Source organism: Streptomyces sp. 1331.2 (assembly GCF_900199205.1).
Taxonomy (GTDB): Bacteria; Actinomycetota; Actinomycetes; order Streptomycetales; family Streptomycetaceae; genus Kitasatospora.
This window is the reverse complement of record NZ_OBMJ01000001.1, coordinates 3,176,941-3,196,133: the sequence shown is the minus strand read 5'-3', so window position 1 is coordinate 3,196,133 and position 19,193 is coordinate 3,176,941. Positions and strand designations below refer to the sequence as shown.

Below are 19,193 nucleotides of genomic sequence, written 5' to 3'. Positions count from 1 at the left end.
TGCTAGGTTCGGCCGCATGGTGGCGTTCCGGCAGTTCCTGCTGAAGATCCACAGTCGGTGCAATCTGGCTTGCGACTACTGCTACGTGTACGAGGGTGCGGACCGGAGTTGGCGTGGGCGGCCGCGGCGGATGGAGCTCGCGACCGTCCGCCGTACGGCTCGGCGGATCGCTGCGCACGCGGCCGAGCACGGGCTGGACGAGGTGTCGGTGGTGTTGCACGGAGGGGAGCCGTTGCTGGTCGGGGCGGCTCATCTGGAGGCGCTGCTCGGCGAGTTGGCCGGAGTGTCGGAGGCGGGCGGGCCGCGGGTGCGGTTCGGGCTGCAGACCAACGGGCTGCGGCTGCTGGAGGAGTCGGCGCTGCTCGACGTGCTGCACCGGTACCGGGTCGCGGTCGGGGTCTCGCTGGACGGCACCCGGGCCGACCACGACCGGCACCGCAGGTTGCCCTCCGGTGCGGGGAGTTGGGCGCGCACGGCGGAGGCGGTGCGGCTGCTCGGCTCGCAGCGGCACCGGGAGCTGTTTGCCGGCCTGCTGTGCGTGGTCGACCTCGCGGCCGACCCGGTGGGGACGTACGAGGCGCTGCTGGAGTTCGCGCCGCCCCGGATCGACCTGCTGCTGCCGCACGCCACCTGGCAGGCCCAGCCGGCGGGCGTGCACCGGGTGCTCCCCGGGGCGCCGCCGGTCGGCTCCGGGCCCGGTTCGGCTTCGGGTGGAGAGCCCGCGCCATACGGGGAGTGGCTGATCGCCGCCTTCGACCGCTGGTTCGACGCGCCGCGGCGGGAGACCGGGGTGCGGCTGTTCGAGGAGCTGGCCGTGCTGCTGCTCGGCGGACGAGCGGCCAGCGAGGCGGTGGGGCTGGCGCCGGTCGACCTGGTGGTGGTCGAGGCGGACGGCACCATCGAGCAGGCGGACAGCCTCAAGGTGGCGTACGACGGCGCCCCCGGGACGGGCCTGGACGTGTGGCGGCACGACTTCGCGGCCGCCGCCGCGCACCCGGCCTTCCGGGCCCGCCAGCGCGGCCTCGCCGGGCTGGGGCCGGTCTGTGCCGCCTGCCCGCTGGCCCCGGTCTGCGGGGGCGGCCTCTACGCGCACCGGTGGGCGGGGGACGGGTTCGGGTACCCGTCGGTGTACTGCGCGGACCTGGACCGGCTGATCCGGCACATCGCGGAGCGGCTGCGGGCGGGGGTGGCCGGGCTGGGGGTCGGTGCGGCGGGCGGGGTGCCGGTCGAGGCGGCGGGGCTTGCGGGTCTGGTCGGGGTCGGGCGTGTGAGGTGACGGCGTTCGGCTCACTCGTCCGGGTCATGCCCGGGCCCGGCGCGGCTGACCCGTACCGGCTCGGGGAAGGTGCGGCGGCGGATGCGGTCGGTGCGGCGGATGCGGCCGGTACGCCAGTGCGGTCGGCCGTACCGGCAGGAGGAGGAGCGGTGGCGGATTCGGGCGAGGCCGTGGCGGACGGGCTGCCCCGGCACGGTATGGACCGGGCGACGTTCCGGGCGATCGCGGCGGCGCGCGGCGGGCCGGAGGCCGTTCGGCTGCTGCGCGCAGGGCAGTTGAGCAAACGCGCCCTGCTGCTGCTCGCGTTGCGCAGGGCGGCACCCGGGCACGAGGGCTACCGAGAGGCGTACGCGCGGGTGCGGACGCTGCAGCGGGACGACCGGGCGCGATGGGAGGAGGTACTGCTGCGGCCGGAGCTGGACGCCTGGGCGGCGGACTCTCTGCGCGCCGTCGCCGGAGGTGAGGACGTTCGGCTGGGCGGGCTGAGCGAGTTCATCCCCGAAGGGGCAGGGGTGCGCGTTCGGGCGGGCCGGGTGGTGGAGCTGGAGTGCGACGGGCTGCGCTGGGCGCCGTCGATCGACCATGCCGGGCCACGCCGGGTGGACTACGGCCGCCCTCCGGCCGGGCCGCTCGGCGACGCCGAACTCGCCGCCTGGGAGCAGCGCTTGGCGGAGGCCTGGCGGGTTCTGGTGCGCCGCCATCGCCACCATGCGGAGGCGGTCGCGGCCTGCGTCGCCACGATCGTCCCGTTGCACCCCGCCCCCGGCGGGGAGGCGGTCAGTGCCGCCGCGCGGCGGGCCTACGGTGCGGTGGCGGCCTCGCTGCCGGCCGATCCGGTGCTGTTGGCGCTGGCGTTGGTGCACGAGTTCCTGCACGTCCAGCTCGGCGCCCTGCTCGACCTGGTGCCCCTGCACCGCCCCAACGGGCCAGCCGTCTACCACGCGCCCTGGCGGCCCGATCTGCGTCCGGCCGGTGCGCTGCTGCAGGGGGCGTACGCCCACCTGGGCGTCGCGGACTTCTGGGGTGGGGAGGTGGCCGCCGGTTCTGGTGAACGGGCGCGGGCGGAGCGGGAATTCGTGCACTGGCGGACGAACACCCTGACGGCGGGCCGGACTTTGCTGGAGTGCGGTGAACTGACGCCGTACGGGCTGGAGTTCACCGAGGAGTTGGTGGCCGCCGTGCGGGGGTTGCGGGTGCCGGCCGGGCGGGCCTGAGCGGTCGGCGGGGTGGGGGCGCGGCCGGTGGGGCGGCGTGCTCCGGGGTGGGTGCGGACGGCGGGAATCAACCGGCGGATTCGTACGCTTAGCCAGGTGTCGGGCCTGGCAACGCGCTTCGGCGTGCGCCAGGGCGAAGTGCGCGACCGCTGAACGGGTGAATTCCACGGGTTCTGGGCGCCGTCGTACGACGTCGGCCGCTCGGTGAGCCCAACGTGAGTCCGCAAGGTGCCGCGTGAAGTCGTCGCTGGCACTACGATCTGGTCTCAACCAGGTGGGCCTACCCCTCCGCGGATGGTCCTAACCGCGTCTAAGGACACGAATATGACACCGGTAACCAGCATCAGGCCGGCCGGCGAGCTCACTGACACTCAGGAGACGCCGGAACGCCCGTCCCTCGCCGATCTCGCCGCACTGGGTGCGGAGGAAATCGCCGCCCGACTCCAGCGCGCGCTCCCCGGCGCGGAATCCGGCCTCGTGCCGGTGGCGGCCTTCAACTCCTCGATCTGACCGGCCCGGTACACCGGGCAGGTCCCAGGCCGAGCCGATCCGAACGGATCTCCGAACAGTTCCATGACGACGTCGATCCCGGTGCCGTTGACGCAGTTCGTGGTCAAGATGCACAGCAGGTGCGACCTGGCCTGCGACCACTGCTACGTCTACGAGCACGCGGACAGCAGCTGGAGCTCCCGGCCGAAGGTGATCTCGGACGGGATCCTGGCCAAGGCCGCCGAACGCATCGGCGAGCACGCGGCCGCCCACCGGCTGCCCGCCGTCCGGGTCGTCCTGCACGGGGGAGAACCCCTGCTCGCCGGCCCGGACCGCTTGCGCCGCGCCGCCGAAGCGCTCCGCTCGGCGCTCCCGCCCGGCTGCGCGCTCGACCTGCGCATCCACACCAACGGGGTGCTGCTCAGTCGCGCCTTCTGCACGCTGTTCGCGGAGCTGGACGTCAAGGTCGGCATCTCGCTGGACGGCGACAAGGCCGCCAACGACCGCCACCGGCGCTACGCCGACGGACGCAGCAGCCACCCCCAGGTGCTGCGGGCGGTCGCCCTGCTCGACGAGCCCGAGTTCCGGCACCTCTTCGCCGGGCTGCTCTGCACGATGGACGTCGAGAACGACCCGGTCGCCGTGTACCGGGCACTGGCCGAACTCCGGCCCCCCGCAGTCGACTTCCTGCTCCCGCACGCCACCTGGGACGAGCCGCCCAAGCGCCCCGCCGCCCTCGGCACCACCCCGTACGCCGACTGGCTGCTGACCGTCCACGGGCTGTGGGAGGCGGACGGGCGCCCGTTCGCCGTACGGACCTTCGAATCCGTCCACCGGACCCTGCGCGGATTCTCCAGCCTCACCGAATCGCTCGGCCTGGAACCCTCCGACCTGGCGGTCCTGGAGACGGACGGCACCTTCGAGCAGGCCGACAGCCTGAAGACCGCGTACGACGGCGCTCCCGCCACCGGGATGAACGTCTTCGCGCACAGCCTCGACGACCTCGCCCGCCACCCCGGCATCGCCGCCCGCCAGTCCGGCCTGGCCGGACTGTGCGAGGCCTGCCGCGCCTGCTCCGTGGTCCGCTCCTGCGGTGGCGGGCTGTACGCCCACCGCTATCGGAGCGACGATGGAGGAGGCAGCTTCGACCATCCGTCCGTCTACTGCGGTGATCTCATGACCTTCATCAAGGATGTTGCGGGGAGCGGGAGTTCTTCCGCTGCTGCCGCCGCCGTGCCGTCTCCGGCGGGGGAGCCCGTCCCCACGGACGGTGCGGAACCGCTGCTGCCCGGCGCGCTCACCCCGGCGCAGCTCGACGAACTCGCCCGGGGATACGGGAGCGCCGACACCGTCGCCGCCCTCGGACGCTCCCAACTCGCCCTCACCCGCGCCATGTTGGCCGCCGCCTGGGACGCCTCCGGGCAGGGCCGGGCCGAGGCGTGGGCGCTGCTGTCGGCGCTCGACCTCGCCGCCCCCGCCGCCGTCGACGCCGTCCTCGCCCACCCGTACGCCCGTGCCTGGGCGGCCCGCCGGCTCGCCGGCGACCTCTCCGTCGGCCTCGGGCCGCTGGCCGCGCTGGCCGCCGCCGCGGCGGTCCGGGCCGGCCGGGGCGATGCGGTGGCCGTACCCGTACGGGGCCGCCGGCTGTACCTGCCGACGCTCGGGAGCCTCGCCGTACCCGACGGGGAAGCGGTGGTCACCGGACGGCCGGACGGCTTCGAGGTGCGGGCCGCCGACGGCTCGGTCCGCACGGCGCTGGACGAGCCGCTGCGGCGGGTCCGGCCGGCCGGCGGCTGGACGGTCGCCCTGGAGGACGTCGACCCGCTGCGCGGCTGCCACGACCACCCCGTCGCGGACCGGCTCGGCGACGGCGAACTGCTCGACTGGACGGGCGCGTTGCGCGAAGCCTGGGAACTCCTCGGCCGGGACCTGCCCGGCTACGCGGAGGGCATCCGGGCCGGCCTGACCACGATCACCCCGCTGCGGCCCGGCCCGGCCGGCCGGGACGTCAGCTCGGCCGCCCGTCAGGCGTACGGCGCCGTCGGCATCGCCCGCCCCGCCACCGCGCCGACCCTCGCCCTGCTGCTCGCGCACGAGTTCCAGCACGTCAAACTCGGCGCCGTGCTCGACCTGACCGACCTGTACGACCGCACCGATTCCGCCCTGTACTTCGCGCCCTGGCGGCCCGACCCCCGGCCGCTCGAAGGGCTCCTCCAAGGCACGTACGCCCACCTGGCCGTCACCGAGTACTGGGGCACCCGCACCCTGACGTACGACGGACTGCCGGGCGAAGCCGCCGACCGGGCGCGCGCACAGTTCGCGCTCTGGCGGCGGTACACCGCCGAAGCCGTCGAACGGCTGGCCGAATCCGGGGCCCTGACCGGCACCGGGCTGCGCTTCACCGACGGCATGCGCACCACCGTGGCACCCTGGCTCGCCCAACCGCTGCCCGCCGCCGCCGAACAGGCAGCCGACCGGGCACGGCGGGAACGGGCCAGGGCCTGACCCCCCCACCCAGGGCCTGACACCCAGGGCCTGCCCCTCACCCGCCCCGCTCCGGGAGCTCCCTCGCCCGGGGCCCTCCACCCCCGGGGAGCCGTCATCCTCATCGAATCCCGCGCCGGCCGCGTCGCCGTCGCTGACGACGTCCGCTCTCCCGAGCGCTCTCCTGCCCGCCCCCTCGTCCGTCCGCTTCGCCGTGAGCTCGCCGACCTCGGCGTCCGCGCCGGCACGGTGCTGCACGTCCAGGCGTCCCTGCACGCCCTCGGCCCGGTGCCGGGCGGGGCCGCCGGTGTGATCGACGCCCTGCTCGACACCCTCGGCCCCGACGGCACCCTCGTCGCCTACACGGCCACCCCCGAGAACTCCGCCACCTCGCGCATCCACCAAGCCGCGACCGCCGGTCTCTCCCCGGCGGAAGCAGCCGACTACCAGGCCCGAATGCCCCCCTTCGACCCGGCCACCACCCCGGCCTCCCCCACCATGGGGGCCCTGTCGGAGGCCATCCGCACCCTCCCCGGCGCTCACCGCAGCCGCCACCCGCAGACCTCCTGGGCGGCGGTGGGCCGGCTCGCCGGGGAGATCACCCGCCGCCACCCCGACGACTCCCACCTGGGCGCCGACTCCCCGCTGGGCCGGCTCTACGACCTGGATGCCCGAGTCCTGATGATCGGCGTTCCGATGGACCGCTTCACCGCCTTCCACCTCGCCGACCTACGGATGCCCGACGTGCGGCTACGCGAATACCGCTGCGTCGGGGAGCACGGCTGGACCTCCTTCCGAGCACCCGACCTGGACGACCTCCACTTCGGCGCCCTCGGAGAGGAGGTCCTGCGGGCGGCCCGGGGGATCACCACCGGCCGCATCGGCGGCGCGGACTGCCGCCTCGTGCCGGTTCGCGAGGCGGTCGACCTGGCGGAGCAGTTCCTGCGGAAGTCCCGCTTCCGCACCTGAGACCCGGGCTTCCCCCGGAGCGGGCCCGGTTCGGGTCGGACGGCCTGGCGTGAACGTCAGGTGCGCCTGCGGGTCAGCCGAGCTCGCGGACGGCGGCGGCGACGGCGGCGTAGTCCTTGCGCAGGATCTTGGAGTGGTTGCTCGGGACCTTCGCGCTGAGCTTGATGTTGGGGTTTCGGGCGAGTACGGGGGCGAGGCCGGCGCGGATCTGTTCCATCACCTTGGGGTCGCCGCCCAGGTTTCCCCCGGTGGCGAGGACGTACCGGGTCGGGACGGTGACGCGGTCGAAGACCGGGTCGAGGGCGGCGGGTGCGCAGAGCTCGTTGAGCTCGATGTTGATCTCCGCGTGCTGGGTGGCACTCATCCGGGCGGCCAGGCCCAGGCGGCGGCAGAGGGGGAAGAGTGGGCTCAGGCGGCGGAAGAGTGTGCGGATCCGGTCCTTGGTGGCGTCGTTCAGCCATTCGTGGGACATCGCGCCGTCCACGGAGACCGCCCCCAGCACGCGGTCCGGGTTCCGGGCGGCCCAGTGGATGGCGAGCATGGCGCCGTAGGACCAGCCGACCAGGATCGGCCGTTCGACTCCTCGTGCGGTGAGGACGGCGTCGAGGCTGCGGACGGAGGACTCGAAGGAGTAGTCGGCGGAGGTCCCGGACTTGCCGCGGGCGCGCTCGTCGTAGCTGATGTGCCGGTAGCCGTCGCCGAGTTCGGCGATGACGCGCTTCCAGTGGGACTGGTCGGCGTAGGAGCCGTTGAGGTAGACGACGGGCCGGCCGGGGCCGCCGGTGTCAGTGACGGCCAGGGTGGTGTCGTCGACCGGGACCCGGCCGGTCCACGTCGGGGTGTTCATTGGGTGCCTTTCCGTGGCGGCTGGGTGAGGGGGCTCAGAGGCTTCGGGCGGTGATGTCGCCCTGGTGGGTGGTGGCGCGGATGTGGAGGGTGGTGGTGCCGTCGTTGCGCAGGGCGTTGCTGATGCGGCCGTGGCCGGTGGCGGCGTCGAGGGCGGCGGAGGTACCGGGGGCGGCGCCGACGGTGATGTTGCCGGACTGGGTGGTGAGGGCGAGGGTGCCGCGGTCCGCCTGGGTGATGCGGATGTCGCCGCGGGCGGTGGTGAGGGTGGCGGGGCCGGTGAGGCGGCCGATCTCGATGTCGCCGTCGACGGCGGTCAGGCGGACGTTCGCGGCTTCGTCGATCTTGGTGTGGCGGTGGGCGCCGGTGAAGGCGAGGTCGCCGAGGCGGCCGACGACGCGCAGTTCGCAGGCTTCGGTGGTGGCTTCGACGGCGGAGCCGGCCGGGAGCTGGACGGTGATCTCCAGGCAGCCGGCGCCGAAGAGGGGGCTGCTGCCGGCCTTGGCGGTGCGGATGGTCAGCAGGCCGTCGGTGTAGTCGGCGGTGGTCTGCTCGGCGGTGCGCACGTCGCGGTTCTTGCCCGGGTCGGCGGGGCGGATCTCGACGGTGGTGTCGACGCGGTCGGCGGCGATGAACCGGACGTTGCCGGCCGGGACGTCCAGGACGGCGGTGATCGGGGCGGGGGTGGCGAACTGCTGCATCGTGCTCTCCATCGGTGAGGTGCGCGTCCGTGGTGCGCGCTCGTCGTTTCTGACGATGGAAAAGCTACGTTGCGTTCATGGATGCGGCAACGAGCTTGTTGCTTCAAGTCGCCATCCCTGCAGGTGAAAGCCGGGAAATCGTTGCGGTGGGCGCAGCCTTAACGCAACAACCCCCACTCCCGGTGTTGCAATGGAGTGGGGGTGAACGCTACTGGGCGAGGGGCGGGCGAGGGGTGGGCGAGGGTCAGGCGACGAAGTGGTCGAACTCGCCGGCCTTGGCGCCGCGGACCCAGGCGTTGAACTTGATGCGGGTGGTGGTGACGATGTGGGTGGGGTCGTCGGACTGGCGGATGTACACGAGGTCGCCGTCGGAGGCGATCTCGATGTACTCCGCCTTGTCCCCGCTGAGGCTGGACTTCTGCCACTTGAGGTGTTCCACGGGCGGTGCCCCTTCTGATCGTGTGCGGCGGCCGGATCGAGGGTACTGCTCCCGCGAAAGAGGCGGCGGCATCGTTTCGGTCATGTCAATTCGTGCGAGTCGTTGTGCTATTCCATTGGGGTGTCAGTCGTTCCTACACTGAAGCCCCGCCGCACGGGGGCTGCGGGAGGCAGGTTGCCGACGGGCCCGGGGGAGGCACGTGTGACTGACCGGGGCTGGGACGAGGACGACACCCGGCCGTACTTCTTCCTCTCCTACGCGCACACCCCGAAAGCCGGTGCGCGGGGCGCCGGCGACCCCAACCACTGGGTCCGGCAGTTGTACCGGGACCTCTGCGAGGCGGTGCTGCAGATCACCACCGTCCCCGACGGGGTGCCGGTGGGCTTCATGGACGAGTCCATGCACCAGGGCGAGTTGTGGGCCGATCGGCTGTCCGATGAGCTGGCCTCCTGTCGGGTGTTCGTCCCGCTGTACTCCCCGCGGTACTTCAACAGCGTGCCGTGCGGCCAGGAGTGGCACGCCTTCACCCGCCGCCCGGTGTACCCGGCGAACCTCGACTCCGAGCGCACCAGCGGCATCGTCCCGGTGCTGTGGGCGCCGATGAGCCGCTACCGGCTGCCGAAGGTGGCCAGCGAACTCCAGTTCAACCACGCGAGTTTCGGGCCCGACTACGCCACCGAGGGCCTGTACGCGCTGATGAAGCTCAGCTACTTCCGTTCCGCGTACGAGCTGGCCGTGCACCGGCTGGCGGCGCGGATCGTGCAGGTCGCCGAGGAGACGGTGATCCCGGTCGGGCGGCGCCTGGAGTTCAACGGGCTCCCCAGCGCGTTCAACGTCACCGCCCCGACCAAGCAGCTGCGGATCTCCGTCCTCGCCTACCACCAGGGGGAGTTGCCCGCCGACCGCAACCCCGACTACTACGGCGAGCGGCGCACCGACTGGCACCCGTACCGGCCGGTCGGCTCGCCCATCGCGCAACACGCGGTCCGGCTGGCCCGGCAGTTGGGGTTCCAGCCGACCGTGCACGAGTTCGACGACGAGGCCGAGTCGATCATCGAGGGCACCGCCGAGGCCCCCGGCCTGCTGCTGCTCGACCGCTGGGCGCTGCGCGACCCGCACCGCCGCGAGCTGGTCCGGCGCTTCGACCGTTCGGACACCACCTGGGTCAGCGTCCTGGAGCCGTGGAACGCCGACGACCCGGAGTGCGAGGAACGCGCCGGTGAGATGGGGGAGTTGAGCGACGAAGCGCTGCGCACCACCCGGCGCGCGGGCCGTCCGAGCTTCCTCGGTGCGACCGGCCCGACCGGGCTGCACACCCTGGAGGACTTCGACGACGCACTGCCCCGGGCGGCGATGAAAGCCAAGTACGCCTTCGAGGGCCGCGCCAGGGCCGAGCCGGAGGAACCACCGCCGCCCCGGCCGAGCCTGCGGGACGCGTTCCGCCGCCCGGGCGGCGGAACGCCCGCGGGCCACGGCGACGGCCACGGCGACGCCCCTGGCAACGGCAACGTCCATGGCAACGGCAACGGCAACGGCAACGGCAACAGCCACGGCAACGGCAGCGGCCACGACGACGGCACCCACCACGACCCGTACCGCGAGCACGACCCGTACCGCGACGACGGCGATGACCCCGATGACGGGATGGCGCCCCTGGGAGGACGAGGAAACCGATGAGCGAGAACCGCACCAGGAACCTCCGCCTCGGCGGCCTCACCGCCGCCGAGCTGGTCGCCCAGCGGGAGGCCGAGCGGCAGGCCGCGGATCAGGACCGCGACGGCCGGATCATCACCTTCTACTCCTACAAGGGCGGCACCGGCCGCACCATGGCCCTCGCCAACACGGCCTGGATCCTGGCCGCCAACGGCTTCCGGGTGCTCACCGTGGACTGGGACCTGGAGGCGCCGGGCCTCGCCAAGTTCTTCCACCCCTTCCTCGACCCGGCCTCCCTGGCCGGCACCACCGGGATGATGGACCTGATCGCCGAGTACCGGGAGGAGGCGCTGCGCCCGGTCGAGCACGCCGAGGGCTGGCACCTGGACTTCGCCCGGGTGTCCCCGCACGCGATCTCGCTCGCCTGGCCGCACTTCCCGGCCGGCGGCAGCCTGGACTTCCTCTCCGCGGGCCAGTTCAACCGGGACTACTCCGAGGCCGTCACCCACCTCGACTGGGACATCTTCTACGACCGCTTCGACGGCGGGCAGTTCTTCGACGCCCTCAAGGCCGACATGGCCAAGCGCTACGACTACGTGCTGATCGACTCCCGCACCGGTCTGTCCGACATCGCCGAGATCTGCACCGTCCAGATGCCCGACGACCTGGTGGTCTGCTTCACCCTGAGCGACCAGTCCATCGACGGCGCCTCCCGGATCGCCCAGCACATCCACGACCGCTACCGCGACCGCGGCATCCGCATCCTGCCCGTCCCGATGCGCATCGACGAGGGCGAGAAGGAGAAGGCGGACGCCGGCCGCGCCCTGGCCCGGGTCCGCTTCGACGGCCTGCCCGCCGGCCTGGGCAGCGAGGAACTCGCCCAGTACTGGGGCTCGGTGGAGATCCCGTACCGGCCGTTCTACGCCTACGAGGAGATCCTGGCCACCTTCGGCGACCAGACCGGCAGCCCCACCTCGATGCTGGCCGCCTGCGAGCGGCTGACCTCGATGATCACCGAGGGCCGGGTCTCCGGCCTGCCGACGGTGGACGAGGAGGTACGGCTGCGCTACGTGGACGCGTTCACCCGACGCCGCCCGTCCGTCCCCGCCGACCTCTACCTCTCCTACGTCCCCGAGGACCGGATGTGGGCGGACTGGATAGAGTCCGTCCTCACCCGGGCCGGCTTCCGGGTGCTGCCCCGCGACCTCAGCGCCGGCACCGACCCGCGCGAGGAGACCGAGCGCGGCATCGATTCCGCCTACCGGACGGTCGCCGTGCTCTCGCCCGCCTACCAGCGCTCCCCGCAGGCCCGGGCGCTGTGGGAGTCGGTGGTCAGCTCCGACCCGTCCGGCACCCGGCGCCAGCTGTTGCCCGTCCGGGTCGGCGACGTGCGCCTCACCGCGCCGTTCAGCAACCGCAACCCGGTCGACCTGGTCGGCCGCGACGAGACCCAGTCGATCCAGAGCCTGTTGCGCGCGCTCGGCCGCGGCGACGTGGCGCTCGACGACGCGCCCAGCGGCGGGCCGCGCTTCCCCGGCAGCAAGCCCTCGGTGTGGGACGTCCCGCCGCGCAACCCCTCCTTCACCGGCCGCGCCGCCGTCCTGGAGCAGCTGCGCAACCAGCTGCGCGGCGGCATGGCGGCCGTCCTGCCGACCCCGCAGACCCTGTACGGGCTCGGCGGCGTCGGCAAGACCCAGGTGGCGCTGGAGTACGCCCACCGCTTCATGTCCGACTACGACCTGGTCTGGTGGATCGACGCCGAGCAGACCGAGCTGGTCGCCCCGGCGCTCGCCGAACTCGCCCGCCGGCTGGGCCTGCGGGTCGGCGACTCGGTGACCGAGGCCGCCGAGGCCGCCCGGGAGGCGCTGCGCCGCGGCGTGCCGACCCCGCGCTGGCTGCTGATCTTCGACAACGCCGACGAGCCCGCCGAGATCCGCCGCTTCTTCCCCGGCGGCTCGGGCCACATCCTGGTCACCTCCCGCAACCAGGCCTGGACCGGGCACGCGGAGGCGCTGGAGGTCGACGTCTTCACCCGAGGCGAGAGCGTCGAGCACCTGTGCCGGCGCGCCCGCAGCCTCTCCCGGCCGGACGCCGACCGGGTCGCCGAGGCGGTCGGTGACCTGCCGCTGGCCGTCGAGGTGGCTGCCGCCTGGCTGGACACCACCGGCACCCCGGTGGAGACCTACGTCGCCCAACTGCACGCCGAGGCGGCCCGCGCACTGGCCGTCGGCCGGCCGGCGGACTACCCGACCCCGGTCGCGGCGACCTGGAACGTCTCCATCGGACGGCTGCGCCAGCAGTCCCCGGCGGCGGTGCGGCTGCTGCAGCTGTGCGCGTTCTTCGCGCCCGAGCCGATCTCGATGAACCTCTTCTACAGCGACCAGATGATCCGGGCGCTGGTGCGGTTCGACGCCGACCTCAGCGACAAGTTCATGCTGGGCAAGGTGATCCAGGCGATCGGCCGGTACGCGCTGGCCAAGGTCGACGCCGGCAGCAACAGCTTCCAGGTGCACCGCCTCGTCCAGGCGGTGATCCGGGCCGGGATGACCGCCGACGAGCAGGAGATCGCCGTCCACGAGGTGCACCGCATCCTCACCGGCGCCCGGCCAGTCCTCGGCGACACCGACGACCCGGCCAACTGGCCCGCCTTCGACGAGATCTGGCCGCACCTGTCGCCGTCCAAGGCGCACAACTGCGACGAGGCCGACACCCGCCAGCTGCTCATCGACCGGGTCCGCTACCTGTGGAAGCGCGGCGAGCTCGACCGCGCCCGCGACCTCGGCCACGCGCTCGACGCGGAGTGGACCAGCAAGCTCGGCGAGGACGACCGGCAGACCCTGCTGCTGCGCTTCCAGCTCGCCAACGTGCTGCGCTCCCAGGGAAATTACGCCGAGGCGCTGGCCCTGGACGAGGCCACCCTGGAGCGCCAGCGGGCGCTGCTCGGCGAGCACCACCCGTACACCCTGATGACGGCCGGCTCGCTCGGCGCCGATCGCAGGGCGCTCGGCCGGTTCCAGGCCGCACTCGACCTGGACCGCGAAATCCTCGACCAGTTCCGTGAGTTGTTCGGCGACGACAACCCGCGCACGCTCTCCATGGCGAACAACCTGGCGATCGACTACCGGCTGGTCGGCGACAGCGAGGCCGCCCGCGAACTCGACCAGGAGACCCTCGACCGGCGCACCGCGGTGCTCGGCCCCAAGCACCCCTACACCCTGTCCACCAAGTCCAACCTGGCCCGCGACCTGCGCGAACTCGGCGACTACCGCGGCTCGGTGGACCTGCTCCAGGAGGTCACCTCCGACCTCGGCGACGTGCTCGACCCCGACCTGCCGGAGAACCTGCGCAACGCCAAGTCGCTGGCCGTCTCGCTGCGCCGGATCGGCCAGCTCGCCGAGGCCCGCCGGATCACCAAGGAGACCTACGAGCGCTACCTGGAGCGCTACGGCGCCGACGCCCCCGACGCGCTCGCCTGCGCGCTCAACCTGGCCGCCGACCACAGCGCCTCCGGCGACAAGGAGGCCGCCCGCGACCTCTGTGCCACCGTCTTCGAGGGCCACCGGCGGCTGTTCGGCGACGAGCACCCGTTCACCCTGGCCTGCGCCAACAACCTCGGCATCTACCTGCGCGGCAGCGGCGACGTCCCGGGCGCCATCGAGCGCGGCCGGCTCACCGTCGAGGGGCTGACCAGCTCGGTCGGCCCGGAGCACCCGTACACCCTCAACGCGATGATCAACCTGGCCAACGCCTACGGGGACGACGGGCAGCTTGCCCTCGCCGAACAGCTCGGCCGGGCCGCCTACCAGGGCCTGTGCGCGCGCTACTCGCCGCAGCACCCGGACGCGGTCGCCTGCGAGGCCAACCTGGCGGTCACCCTGCGGACGGCCAACCGGCACACCCAGGCCGCCGAACTGCGCGCGCGGGCCATCGCCGAGCTGATCCGGCAGTTCGGCGAGGAACACCCCAACACGGTCTCGGCGCGCGGCTGGAAGCGGATCAACCGCGACCTGGAGCCGCAGCCGGTGTGAGCCGTCGGTCCGGCCGCCAGGGGGCGGGGGGTACGCTGCGGCACCATGAGCGAGCGCAGCGAGCGAACGATCCACGGGCGCACCCCGCCCCCGGTCCTGGTCACCCGGCGCCTCGCGCCCGGCGTCATCGAACGGCTCACCGCCCGGCACGCCGTCACCTGCCACGACTCCGACCTGGCGATGGACCGGGCCGAACTGCTCGCCGCCGTCCGCGGCCGCCGGGCCGTGCTCACCACCCTGGACGACCGGGTGGACGCCGAGTTCCTGGACGCGGCCGGCCCCGGGCTGCGGATCGTCGCCAACCACGCGGTCGGCTACCACAACGTCGACCTCGCCGCCTGCGCCGAGCGCGGCGTGCTGGTCTCCCACACCCCCGGAGTGCTCACCACCGCCACCGCCGACATGGCCTGGGCGCTGCTGCTGGCGGCCACCCGCCGGCTCGGCGAGGGCGAGCGGCTGCTGCGCTCCGGCACGCCCTGGACCTGGGCGCCGAACTTCCTGCTCGGCCTGGAGCTGTCCGGCACCCCGCTGGGCGTGCTCGGCATGGGCCGGATCGGGCAGGCGGTGGCCCGCCGGGCCCGCGCCTTCGAGATGCCCGTCGGCTACCACAACCGCCGCGCCCTGCCGCCCGAGCAGGCCGAGGGTGCCGAGTGGAAGCCGCTGGAGGAACTGCTCGCCACCTCCACCGTGCTGGTCGTCACCTGCCCGCTCAGCGACGCCACCCGGCACCTGCTGGACGCCCGCCGGCTGGCGCTGCTGCCGCGCGGCGCGGTGGTGGTCAGCATGACCGCCGGGGTGGTGGACGAGGAGGCGCTGGCCGCCGCGCTGGAGTCCGGGGCGTTGTTCGCCGCGGCCGTGGACAACTTCGAGCACGAGCCGGCCGTCCCGTCCGCGCTGCTCGCCCAGGAACGCGCGGTGCTGGCCCCGCACCTGGGCAGCGCCACCGTCGCCACCCGGCAGGCGATGGGCGGCCTGGCGGTGGACAACGTCCTGGCGGTGCTCGGCGGGGGCGAGCCGGTGACGCCGGTCCGGGCCTGAGCCGGCCGGCCCGGGGCGGGCCCGACCCCGGACGGACTACCCCGCGGCCCAGGCCAGGGCGGTGGTCATCACCCGGAACGCCCCGAAGTGCGCGGCGCCGGGCTCCAGGAACAGTTCGGCGCCCGGGATGTGGTCGGCCAGCCAGCGGGAGTGGTCGACCGGTGAGAACTGGTCGTCCGCGCCGTGCCAGAGCCAGGTCGGCACCCGGATCGTCCCGACCTCGAAGCCCCAGTCGGCGGTGAAGGCCAGCACGTCGTCGATCCAGCCGTCCGCGCCGTGCCGGAACGCCTCCCGGTAGTTGCTCTGCAGCATCCGCCGCAGCCCGCTGTCGGCCACCACCTCCCGGTCGGCGGGGGAGAGTTCGGTGCGCAGCCCGTTCAGCAGCCGGACCGGGTCGTCCTTGATCTGGCGGGAGCGGAACTCCATCGCGTCGGCGATCCGGCCGTGCCCGCGCTCGGCCTCCTTGTAGGCGCGGACGTTGGACGGGGTCATCCCCGCGTACCAGTCCAGGCCGGTCGCGGTGCGCGGCGCGAGGCCCACCAGCACGGCCACCCGGCTGACCCGCTCGGGCAGCAGCGCGGCGCAGGCCAGCGCGTGCGGGCCGCCGCCGGAGCGGCCGAGCACCGCGAAGCTGTCCAGTCCGAACTCGTCGGCGATGGTCCGCACGTCGGCCGCCGCCGCGCTCACCCGGCGGCCGAACAGCCGGGTCGAGTCGCCGTAGCCGGGCCGGTCGTACGAGATCAGCCGCACGCCGAGCCGGTACAGCACGGTGCTGCGCGGGTGCGGGCCGACCCGGCTGCCGGGCATCCCGTGCAGCAGGAACACCGGACGGCCGCGCGGGTCGCCGAGGGACTCGACCGCAAGCGCGCGGTCGTCCGCCGTCTTGACCATCCGTAACGACACCTGCGGCCTCCTCAGTGCTCCGGGTGGGTTCCGTGCTCCGGGCCCGTGTCGTGCTCCCGGTCGGTGGTGGTGCGGACCTCCCGGCGGGCCTGCCAGGTGGTGTGCTCGCGGGAGATCGCGTCCTCCGCGTCCCGGGCCAGCCTGGCCCAGACCTCCTCGGCGTCCGGCGAGTCCAGGTCCAGCCGGGCGAGTTGGCGCTGGATCTGCCCCAGCTCCACGGCGGCCAGCCCGTACGCGGCGGCCAGCGGGCGGTACTGGCGCAGCTGCGCCCAGGCGGTGACCGAGGCGGCCACCGCCGAGACGGTGCCCAGCGCGTCGTAGGTGAACGCGCCGAGCGCCCGCAGCACCGCCAGCACCAGCCCGAGTGCGGGCAGCAGCACGCCCAGCACCCCGGCCCAGTACCCGGCCCGGGCGCAGTAGCGGGCCTTGGCGCGGTACCAGTCGTGCTGCACCTGGATCCGCTCGCCCAGGTACACCTCGCGGCGCACCGCCAGCGGCTGCTCGCGCAGGTCGTGCATCGCCGCGGTGACCTCGACCCCGCTGCCGGGGACGGCGGCCGGGCCGTCCCGGAAGGCGCCGAGCACCCGACCGAGCTGGAAGCGGTACAGGCCCTCGGCGTCCGGCAGGGCGCGCGGCGGCGGCTGGTAGGCGTCGGCCCGGACGGCGTACTTCCAGGCCAGGGTCTTGACCGACTCGGCGGCGGCCCGCCCCTCGTACCAGAGGCCCTGCGGGTTCTGCCGGCTGATCACCACGGCCAGCGCGATCGCGCCGAGGTAGGCGCCGGCCGCGGGCCAGGCCCAGGGCTCGCCGTCGGCCGAGCCGGTCGCGGCGGCCAGCACCAGCAGGACCAGCTCCCAGGCGCAGAGCAGCACCGAGCGCTGCTGCCCGCGCAGCGAGGCCGCGTCGGCGGCCCAGAAGAACTCGGGCAGCAGGTCCCGCTCGCGCACCCACCCGGTCCGTCCCGCACCAGACGCCATGTTCGGCCCCCACCTGTCGCTCCGGTCGCACCGCTCTCCTGCCCCGGTGGCCTTCCCGGTACGCCTGGGGACGGCCGGGGCGGCCCGCAATGGCCGGGAAGGCGCGGTGGATTGTCCGGTACGCCCCGTGTTCGATCCGGCACCGAGCGTGTCCGGCTCCGGGGGAGCAGTGGGCGGCGGCGGGCGGGTCAGTAGGTGTAGAAGACCCGGTCGGCGTTGTCGGCCATCTGCTTGGCGTTCCACTCGGTGCCGCCGGGGACGTTGCCGGAGCGGAACAGCGGCGGGGCGGGGGCGTCCCCGGCGGCCGCCCGGTCGGCGAGCCGGCCGACCGCGGAGGCGACCACGGCCTGCATCAGTGCACTGGTCACGACGGTGGAGACCGGGCCGAAGGTGGTCTCGGCGCCCGGGTGGGTCAGCTCCCCGTCGCCGACCGCGATCTTGCTGTCCAGCACCACGTCGCAGTGGTCCTTCAGGTAGGTGCCGGACGGGTGCGCCGAGGGCACCTCCTCCGGATAGGCCAGCGAGGTCACCCCGATCACCTTCAGCCCGCGGTCCCGGGCGTGCCGGGCGAGTTCGACCGGCATGGTCTGGCGGCCGGAGAGCGAGATCACGAACAGCAGGTCGCCGGTGGTCGCGGGGGTCAGGTCCAGGGTCGCGGTGGCCAGCCCGGAGACCCGCTCCAGTGCGCTCGACAGCGGCGCGGGCATCACCGTCACCCCGGTCGTCCCCGGCACGTTCAGCAGGTTCACCGGGACCAGCCCGCCGGCCCGGTAGACCACGTCCTGGGCCGGCAGTGCGGAGTGTCCGGCACCGAAGGTGAACACCCGGCGACCTTCGGTGACCGCCTCCGCCAGCAGCGCGGCGGCGGCCTCGATGGTCTCGGCCTCCTCCTCGCGGACCCGCCGGAGGTGGGCGATCGCAGCATCGAAGTAGCTGCCGACCAGGTCGTTCATCCGGTGCCTTCACTCTCTGCCGGTGGGGGAGCCGGCCGGGCGGGGCGGTCGCAGTGGTCCGGACCGCCGGTGGAGAAAGCTACGGCGAGCACCGTCGCGTCCCGGTGCCACCGCTGTCAACAGCGACGAAAACCGGCATCCGACGCCCCTGGGCGGGCCCGGTTGCGGCCCGGGTACGTCAGAATTGGCGGTGAGGACACCGAAGAACGGAGCCAGCGGCGATGTCTGGGCTGATCGACACCACTGAGATGTACCTTCGCACCATCCTGGAGCTGGAGGAGGAGGGCATCGTCCCGATGCGTGCCCGCATCGCCGAGCGCCTGGAACAGAGCGGTCCCACGGTCAGCCAGACTGTCGGCCGGATGGAGCGCGACGGGCTGCTCCAGGTCGCCGGGGACCGGCACCTCGAACTCACCGAGGACGGCCGTCGGCTCGCGGTGCGCGTCATGCGCAAGCACCGCATCGCCGAGTGCCTGCTGGTCGACGTGATCGGCCTGGAGTGGGACCAGGTGCACGAGGAGGCCTGTCGCTGGGAGCACGTGATGAGCGAGACGGTCGAGCGCAAGGTGCTCGCCATGCTCGGCCACCCCACCCAGTCCCCGTACGGCAACCCGATCCCGGGCCTGGACGAGCTGGGGGACACCAAGGCCGAGGGTGAGGGCTTCGACGCCGGGCTCGTCCCGCTGGACACCGTCAAGCCGGGCGAGGCCGGGGCCGACGTGGTGGTCCGCCGGATCGGCGAGCCGATCCAGACCGACAGCGTGCTGATGAGCACCCTGCGCCGGGCCGGCGTCCGGCCGGGCTCGACGGTCAAGGTGACCGCAGGCGTCGGCGGCGTGCTGGTCGGCACCGGGGACAACGCGGCGGAGCTGGGCAAGGACATCGCCCAGCACGTCTTCGTCGCCCAGGCCTGACCGGCACCGCAGACGTCGGAGTGGGGCCCGCTGCTTCCCGTGCAGCGGGCCCCGCTCGTCCTCCCCGTCCCTCCCTGCTCCCCTCCTTTTCCCTCCCGTCCCCTCCGTCCCCTCCGTCCCTCCCTGCTCCCCTCCGGCGCCTCGCCCGGCTTCCCCGTCCGAGCTCCCCTTGCGGCGCCCCCTCGCACCGCAAATCCTCCCCTCGGCCGATCATGGCAATCCTTGAGTGCTGTCACCCGTACGGGGGGCTTTTCCGGTTGACCAGCGGGTACATGGAAGCCTTATCCGGACATGCGTATGACGGGCCCC

Annotated in this window: 15 protein-coding genes; 9 read left to right on the top strand and 6 right to left on the bottom strand. The window is 73.5% G+C overall.

The genetic code is table 11. The annotated features are described in order from the left end of the window. Positions 1–16 precede the first annotated feature (16 nt). The 5 genes from CRP52_RS13460 (at position 17) to CRP52_RS13440 (ending at position 6,432) form a co-directional block, all read left to right on the top strand. Complete coding sequence (locus tag CRP52_RS13460) at positions 17–1,276, top strand: FxsB family cyclophane-forming radical SAM/SPASM peptide maturase (protein WP_097236623.1); 1,260 nt, start codon at positions 17–19, stop codon at positions 1,274–1,276. Positions 1,277–1,425: 149 nt separating this feature from the next. Further along, complete coding sequence (locus CRP52_RS13455) at positions 1,426–2,490, top strand: aKG-HExxH-type peptide beta-hydroxylase (protein WP_179852786.1); 1,065 nt, start codon at positions 1,426–1,428, stop codon at positions 2,488–2,490. A gap of 324 nt (positions 2,491–2,814) precedes the next feature. Further along, entirely contained in the window at positions 2,815–3,000 is a 186-nt protein-coding gene (locus tag CRP52_RS13450; RefSeq protein ID WP_097236621.1) for a hypothetical protein, read from the top strand. 63 nt (positions 3,001–3,063) lie between these two features. Beyond that, positions 3,064–5,484 (top strand): FxsB family cyclophane-forming radical SAM/SPASM peptide maturase, encoded by a 2,421-nt coding sequence (locus tag CRP52_RS13445; protein ID WP_097236620.1) that lies wholly within the window; start codon positions 3,064–3,066, stop codon positions 5,482–5,484. Between the two features lie 228 nt (positions 5,485–5,712). Then, positions 5,713–6,432 (top strand): aminoglycoside N(3)-acetyltransferase, encoded by a 720-nt coding sequence (locus tag CRP52_RS13440; protein ID WP_257032458.1) that lies wholly within the window; start codon positions 5,713–5,715, stop codon positions 6,430–6,432. Between the two features lie 73 nt (positions 6,433–6,505). Here the strand turns inward: CRP52_RS13440 and CRP52_RS13435 are convergent, their stop codons facing one another. The 3 genes from CRP52_RS13435 to CRP52_RS13425 form a co-directional block, all read right to left on the bottom strand. After that, on the bottom strand, positions 6,506–7,279 hold the full coding sequence (locus CRP52_RS13435; protein ID WP_097236618.1) for an alpha/beta fold hydrolase: 774 nt from the start codon (positions 7,277–7,279) through the stop codon (positions 6,506–6,508). A 34-nt stretch (positions 7,280–7,313) separates the two neighbouring features. Continuing rightward, positions 7,314–7,979, bottom strand: a complete 666-nt coding sequence (locus CRP52_RS13430) for a DUF4097 family beta strand repeat-containing protein (RefSeq protein ID WP_097240056.1) — start codon at positions 7,977–7,979, stop codon at positions 7,314–7,316. A gap of 244 nt (positions 7,980–8,223) precedes the next feature. Then, positions 8,224–8,418, bottom strand: a complete 195-nt coding sequence (locus CRP52_RS13425) for a DUF397 domain-containing protein (RefSeq protein WP_257032457.1) — start codon at positions 8,416–8,418, stop codon at positions 8,224–8,226. Positions 8,419–8,619: 201 nt separating this feature from the next. On the opposite strand from CRP52_RS13425, the gene CRP52_RS13420 reads away from it, so the two are divergent. The 3 genes from CRP52_RS13420 to CRP52_RS13410 are packed head-to-tail and all read left to right on the top strand — an operon-like array spanning position 8,620 to position 15,137. Then, on the top strand, positions 8,620–10,095 hold the full coding sequence (locus CRP52_RS13420) for a TIR-like protein FxsC (RefSeq protein ID WP_143685729.1): 1,476 nt from the start codon (positions 8,620–8,622) through the stop codon (positions 10,093–10,095). After that, positions 10,092–14,099, top strand: a complete 4,008-nt coding sequence (fxsT, locus tag CRP52_RS13415) for an FxSxx-COOH system tetratricopeptide repeat protein (protein ID WP_097236616.1) — start codon at positions 10,092–10,094, stop codon at positions 14,097–14,099. Before CRP52_RS13420 ends, fxsT begins: the two co-directional genes overlap by 4 nt. Before the next feature lie 45 nt (positions 14,100–14,144). Then, complete coding sequence (locus tag CRP52_RS13410) at positions 14,145–15,137, top strand: 2-hydroxyacid dehydrogenase (protein WP_097236615.1); 993 nt, start codon at positions 14,145–14,147, stop codon at positions 15,135–15,137. 36 nt (positions 15,138–15,173) lie between these two features. On the opposite strand, the gene CRP52_RS13405 is transcribed toward CRP52_RS13410, so the two are convergent. The 3 genes from CRP52_RS13405 to CRP52_RS13395 all read right to left on the bottom strand — a co-directional run bounded on the left by CRP52_RS13405 (position 15,174) and on the right by CRP52_RS13395 (position 17,970). Then, positions 15,174–16,028, bottom strand: a complete 855-nt coding sequence (locus tag CRP52_RS13405; RefSeq protein ID WP_097236614.1) for an alpha/beta fold hydrolase — start codon at positions 16,026–16,028, stop codon at positions 15,174–15,176. Positions 16,029–16,051: 23 nt separating this feature from the next. Beyond that, positions 16,052–16,987 (bottom strand): DUF4231 domain-containing protein, encoded by a 936-nt coding sequence (locus CRP52_RS13400; protein ID WP_179852785.1) that lies wholly within the window; start codon positions 16,985–16,987, stop codon positions 16,052–16,054. A 218-nt stretch (positions 16,988–17,205) separates the two neighbouring features. Continuing rightward, positions 17,206–17,970 carry a sugar isomerase domain-containing protein gene (locus CRP52_RS13395; protein WP_097236612.1) on the bottom strand — a complete coding sequence of 255 codons (765 nt, stop codon included), beginning with the start codon at positions 17,968–17,970 and terminating at the stop codon, positions 17,206–17,208. A 221-nt stretch (positions 17,971–18,191) separates the two neighbouring features. Between CRP52_RS13395 and CRP52_RS13390 the strand changes: the two genes are divergently transcribed. Continuing rightward, complete coding sequence (locus tag CRP52_RS13390) at positions 18,192–18,884, top strand: metal-dependent transcriptional regulator (protein WP_097236611.1); 693 nt, start codon at positions 18,192–18,194, stop codon at positions 18,882–18,884. Positions 18,885–19,193: the final 309 nt, after the last annotated feature.

Bases quoted from the DNA above. Each gene is read 5' to 3' on its own strand.
- CRP52_RS13460 (WP_097236623.1), top strand. From the start codon at position 17: ATGGTGGCGTTCCGGCAGTTCCTGCTGAAGATCCACAGTCGGTGCAAT.
- CRP52_RS13450 (WP_097236621.1), top strand. From the start codon at position 2,815: ATGACACCGGTAACCAGCATCAGGCCGGCCGGCGAGCTCACTGACACT.
- CRP52_RS13445 (WP_097236620.1), top strand. From the start codon at position 3,064: ATGACGACGTCGATCCCGGTGCCGTTGACGCAGTTCGTGGTCAAGATG.
- CRP52_RS13435 (WP_097236618.1), bottom strand. From the start codon at position 7,279: ATGAACACCCCGACGTGGACCGGCCGGGTCCCGGTCGACGACACCACC.
- CRP52_RS13430 (WP_097240056.1), bottom strand. From the start codon at position 7,979: ATGCAGCAGTTCGCCACCCCCGCCCCGATCACCGCCGTCCTGGACGTC.
- fxsT (WP_097236616.1), top strand. From the start codon at position 10,092: ATGAGCGAGAACCGCACCAGGAACCTCCGCCTCGGCGGCCTCACCGCC.
- CRP52_RS13410 (WP_097236615.1), top strand. From the start codon at position 14,145: ATGAGCGAGCGCAGCGAGCGAACGATCCACGGGCGCACCCCGCCCCCG.
- CRP52_RS13405 (WP_097236614.1), bottom strand. From the start codon at position 16,028: ATGGTCAAGACGGCGGACGACCGCGCGCTTGCGGTCGAGTCCCTCGGC.
- CRP52_RS13395 (WP_097236612.1), bottom strand. From the start codon at position 17,970: ATGAACGACCTGGTCGGCAGCTACTTCGATGCTGCGATCGCCCACCTC.
- CRP52_RS13390 (WP_097236611.1), top strand. From the start codon at position 18,192: ATGTCTGGGCTGATCGACACCACTGAGATGTACCTTCGCACCATCCTG.